The following is a 4,549-nucleotide window of genomic DNA, read 5'->3' as shown; positions in this document are numbered from 1 at the left end:
AAGTTCGACCCGGCCGTGGGCCTGGTCAAGGCCGCAGCATCTGCCGAGCCGCCCAAGCCCACGTTCACCCAGGTGTTCGGCCAGTGGCTGTGCGACATGGCCGCGCAAGACACGCGCCTGGTCGGCATCACGCCCGCCATGCGCGAAGGCTCGGGCATGGTCGAGTTCCATCAAAAATACCCCGGGCGTTATTTCGACGTGGGCATCGCCGAGCAGCACGCCGTGACCTTTGCTGCCGGCATGGCATGCGAAGGGCTCAAGCCCGTGATCGCCATTTACTCGACGTTTTTGCAGCGCGGCTACGACCAGTTGATCCACGACGTGGCCATCCAGAACCTGCCCGTGGTGTTCGCGCTGGACCGCGCCGGCATCGTTGGGGCCGATGGCGCCACCCACATGGGCGCCTTCGACATCGCCTTTGTGCGCTGCATCCCCAACATGAGCATGCTGACGCCGGCCGATGAGAATGAGTGCCGCCAGGCCTTGAGCGCGGCTTTTGCGCAGCAGCACCCGGTGTGCGTGCGCTATCCGCGTGGGGCGGGGGCTGGCGTGGCGGTGTCCACCGATTTGAAGCCCATGCCCTGGGGCAAGGGTGAGGTGCGACGCACCAGCGCCGCGCCCCAAGGCCAGCGCATCGCCATCCTGGCTTTTGGCACCTTGCTCTACCCGGCTTTGGTGGCCGCCCAGTCGCTGGAGGCGACCGTGGCCAACATGCGCTTCGTCAAGCCGCTGGACACCGAATTGCTGTTGGAATTGGCCCGCACGCACGATGCCTTTGTCACGGTGGAAGAAGGTTGTGTGCAGGGCGGCGCCGGATCGGCCGTGGCAGAAGCCTTGTGCAAAGCGGGCATCACCAAGCCTTTGGTCATCCTGGGCCTGCCCGACGAGTTCGTCGAGCATGGTGATCCGGTCAAGCTGATGTCGATGTGCGGCCTGGATGCCGCGGGCATCGAGAAGTCGGTGCGCGAGCGCCTGGCCGCTTTCGTGGCACCCGGCGTTCAGGCCCCGGCATCCAATGTGAAGCCTTTGCGGAACTGATGCTCGGCAAGGTCAGCCCAGGCGAGCCCGGTGGCGTGCCACCTGCGACCGCACCTGTGTCGGCGCCGTGCCGCCCAGCAGATTGCGCGCATTGAGCGAGCCGCGCAGCGACAGCACCTCGAACACATCCTGATCGATGGCTGGGTTGTAGGTCTGGAGCTTGTCCAGCGACAGCTCCGGCAGGTCCACGCCAGCGGCGATGGCATCCTTCACCGCATGCGCCACCACCTCGTGCGCATCGCGGAAAGGCAGGCCCTTCTTCACCAGGTAGTCGGCCAGGTCGGTCGCGGTGGCATAGCCCTTCTTGGCCGCACGCTCCATCGCCTCGGGCTTGACGGTGATGCCTCCGGCCATTTCCGCGAAGATGCGCAGCGTGTCCTTCAAGGTGTCCACCGTGTCGAACAAGGGCTCCTTGTCTTCCTGGTTGTCCTTGTTGTAGGCCAGGGGCTGGCCCTTCATCAGGGTGATCAGGCCCATCAGGTGGCCGACCACGCGGCCCGTCTTGCCTCGCGCCAGCTCGGGCACGTCGGGGTTTTTCTTCTGCGGCATGATCGATGAGCCGGTGCAGAAACGGTCGGCCAGGTCGATGAAACCGAACGATTGGCTCATCCACAAAATCAGCTCCTCGCTGAAGCGCGAGATGTGGACCATGACCAGGGAGGCGGCAGCGGTGAATTCGATGGCGAAATCGCGGTCGCTGACGGCGTCCAGGCTGTTTTGCGTGACGGCGGGCTGGCCGGCTTCGTCCACCATGCCCAGGGTGCGGGCCACGCGTTCGCGGTCCAGCGGGTAGCTGGTGCCAGCCAGCGCGGCCGAACCCAGCGGCAGGCGGTTGATGCGCTTGTGCAGGTCGACCAGGCGCTCGGCATCACGCGCAAACATCTCGACGTAGGCCAGCAGGTGGTGGCCAAAGCTCACCGGTTGGGCCACTTGCAAATGGGTGAAGCCGGGCAGGATGGTTTCGGCGTTTTGCTCGGCCACGGCCACCAATGCTTTTTGCAATTCGGTCAGCAGCACGCCGATCTCATCGACCTCGCCGCGCAGCCACAGGCGCACGTCGGTGGCGACCTGGTCGTTGCGCGAGCGGCCCGTGTGCAGGCGCTTGCCAGCGTCGCCCACCAGCGTGGTCAGGCGGGCTTCGATGTTCAGGTGCACGTCTTCCAGGTCGAGCTTCCACTCGAAGTTGCCGGCTTCGATCTCTTGCGTGATCTGGGCCATGCCTTTTTCGATGGACGCCCAGTCGGCGGCGGAGATCAGGCCCTGGGCGTGCAGCATGTCCGCATGCGCGAGCGAGCCCTGGATGTCGGCGCGCCACAGCCGTTTGTCGAAAAACACGCTGGCGGTGTAGCGTTTGACCAGGTCGCTCATCGGCTCTGAGAAGAGGGCCGACCAGGCCTGGGACTTGGTGTCGAGTTGATTTGTGCTCATGGCGCAGCGTGTTGGGCGAGAATGTTCCAACCATGGATTGTAGAGAGCCCACGCCCCCCACGTCGAACCGATCACCTCGGTCGCGGGTGGCCGCGCCGGTAAAAGCGCCGTCCAGGGCCCCAACGCAGGACAAACCGGGGGACACCCTGGCCGCACCGACGATGTGGGCGGCCACTGGCTTTGACCAGCCGGCCGCCACTCCCACCCGCAGCGCCTCACGCTCGGCGTTTGACGTTTGCCATGTGGGCGTGGTGCTGCGCGTGGTGCTGGGCATGCAGCTGGTGCTGGCACTCGGCGTGGCCCATGTGGCGGCCAGCCCGGCCGATTGGCTGGTGCGCTGGTCGCAGGCCTTGGCCACGGCTTTGCCCGCCAGTTTGCTGTGGCTGGTGCTGACCTGCGCGGGGCGTTCGGTGCTGGAGCGCATGTCGCCCCCGGGGCAATGGGTCAGTGCTGCGCTGCTGGGGGCTTTGGCGGGCTTGTATGGCGAGGTTCAATCCTCCATGCTGGACTGGTGGATGGGCGGTGCGCCGCGCAGTTGGTGGACGGTGTGCCCGGCCATGCTGACGGGTGTTGCCTTTGCCTCGGCCACCCTGGCCTGGCTGCGCCAGCGCGGTCGCAGCGAGTTGCCGGCCCAGGCCCAGGCAAGGCTGGCCGAATTGCAGGCGCGCATCCGCCCGCATTTTTTGTTCAACACCCTGAACACCGCGATCGCCCTGGTGCAGATCGAACCCACGCGGGCTGAAGCGGTGCTGGAAGACCTGGCCGAGTTGTTCCGCCAGGCTTTGACCTCGCCGCATTTGCGTGCCTCGCTGACCGATGAAATCGACCTGGCTCAGCGCTATTTGCGCATTGAGCAATTGCGCTTTGGCGAGCGCCTGACCTTGCACTGGACGCTTGACCCTGCTGCGGGCGATGCCGAGGTGCCTGCCCTGATGCTGCAGCCGCTGGTGGAAAACGCCGTCAAGCATGGCGTGGAGACCGACCCCGATGGCGGCTGGGTGCGCGTGTCCACGCACGTGAAGGCCGGGCAGGCCGTGTTGACCATCACCAACTCCATCCCCGCGAATCCGCAAGCGGCCTCCACCGCGGGCCACGGCATCGCCTTGCGCAATGTGCGCCAGCGTTTGCGCCTGATGCACGATGTCGAGGCCAATTTTTCGGCGGGGGTGCACAAGGGTGAAACGGCCGAGCATGCTTCGGTCTACGTGGTGCGCGTGTCGGTGCCGCTCAAGCCTGGGGGCCCAGCTTGATGAACGATGTCTTGCGCATCATGGTGGTGGACGACGAAAATTTGGCGCGCCTGCGCCTGAAGACGCTCTTGTCGCAATCGGATTGCCCCAATGTGGTGGTGGCAGAAGCGGGCGATGCTCGTCATGCCCTGGCGGTCTTCAGCCCGAACGATGGGGTTGCTGCCCCGGTGGTCGACCTGGTTTTGCTGGACATCCAGATGCCCGGCCCGGATGGCCTGCGCTTGGCCGAACGGCTGCGCACCTTGCCCAACCCACCCGCCGTGGTGTTCGTGACCGCGCACGCGGGCCATGCCTTGCAGGCCTTTGAATTGGAGGCGCTGGATTACCTGACCAAGCCGGTTCGGCTGGACCGCCTTAACGCGGCGCTGGCGCGGTGCGCCAAGCGAAAGCCAAGTGCCATGGCGCCCGCTGCGCCCGAACCGGTGGACGAGCCCACCTTGGTGGCCCAAGACCGTGGCCGACTGGTGCGCGTGCCGGCCTCACAGGTCATCTACCTGAAAGCCGAGCTGAAGTACGTGACCTTGCGCACGGCCGAGCACAGCCATGTGCTGGACCAATCCTTGACGGAGTTGGAGGTGCAACTGGGCGAGCGTTTCGTGCGCGTGCACCGCAATGCTTTGGTGGCGCGATCGGCCATGAAAGCGCTGGAGCGCCGGGCCGATGACGAGGAGGGCGGTGAGACCTGGGCCGTGCAGGTCGGCCCCACAGGCGAGTGGCTGGCCGTGTCGAGGCGGCAGGTGGCCACGGTGCGCGAGGTGATGGCGGGGCGCTGAACACAGCGCCCCCGCGAGGCGAGCGGCCTAGAAGCCCAGGGGCCAGCAAATCGCCGACTT

4 protein-coding genes are annotated in these 4,549 nt (G+C 66.0%); 3 read left to right on the top strand and 1 reads right to left on the bottom strand.

What is annotated here, in order from left to right; genetic code table 11:
- Positions 1-1,038 (top strand): transketolase C-terminal domain-containing protein (locus H7225_RS16085; protein ID WP_290663644.1); only part of this gene is annotated, 1,038 nt, incomplete at its 5' end.
- A 12-nt stretch (positions 1,039-1,050) separates the two neighbouring features.
- Here the strand turns inward: H7225_RS16085 and argH are convergent.
- On the bottom strand, positions 1,051-2,466 hold the full coding sequence (gene argH / locus H7225_RS16080) for an argininosuccinate lyase (protein ID WP_290663643.1): 1,416 nt from the start codon (positions 2,464-2,466) through the stop codon (positions 1,051-1,053).
- A gap of 161 nt (positions 2,467-2,627) precedes the next feature.
- Here argH and H7225_RS16075 point away from each other — a divergent pair, with 161 nt between their 5' ends.
- On the top strand, positions 2,628-3,716 hold the full coding sequence (locus tag H7225_RS16075; RefSeq protein ID WP_290663642.1) for a histidine kinase: 1,089 nt from the start codon (positions 2,628-2,630) through the stop codon (positions 3,714-3,716).
- Positions 3,716-4,489 carry a LytTR family DNA-binding domain-containing protein gene (locus tag H7225_RS16070; protein ID WP_290663641.1) on the top strand — a complete coding sequence of 258 codons (774 nt, stop codon included), beginning with the start codon at positions 3,716-3,718 and terminating at the stop codon, positions 4,487-4,489. The genes H7225_RS16075 and H7225_RS16070 overlap by 1 nt, the downstream gene beginning before the upstream one ends.
- Positions 4,490-4,549 lie beyond the last annotated feature (60 nt).

The sequence above is a fragment of the Aquabacterium sp. genome, from assembly GCF_014378415.1.
Lineage (GTDB): Bacteria > Pseudomonadota > Gammaproteobacteria > Burkholderiales > Burkholderiaceae_C > Aquabacterium.
Note: the sequence above shows the minus strand (reverse complement) of the source record. Positions and strands in the feature narration are given on the sequence as shown.

Excerpts from the sequence above, each read along its gene's own strand:
- argH (WP_290663643.1), bottom strand. The coding sequence starts at position 2,466 with ATGAGCACAAATCAACTCGACACCAAGTCCCAGGCCTGGTCGGCCCTC.
- H7225_RS16075 (WP_290663642.1), top strand. The coding sequence starts at position 2,628 with ATGTGGGCGGCCACTGGCTTTGACCAGCCGGCCGCCACTCCCACCCGC.
- H7225_RS16070 (WP_290663641.1), top strand. The coding sequence starts at position 3,716 with ATGAACGATGTCTTGCGCATCATGGTGGTGGACGACGAAAATTTGGCG.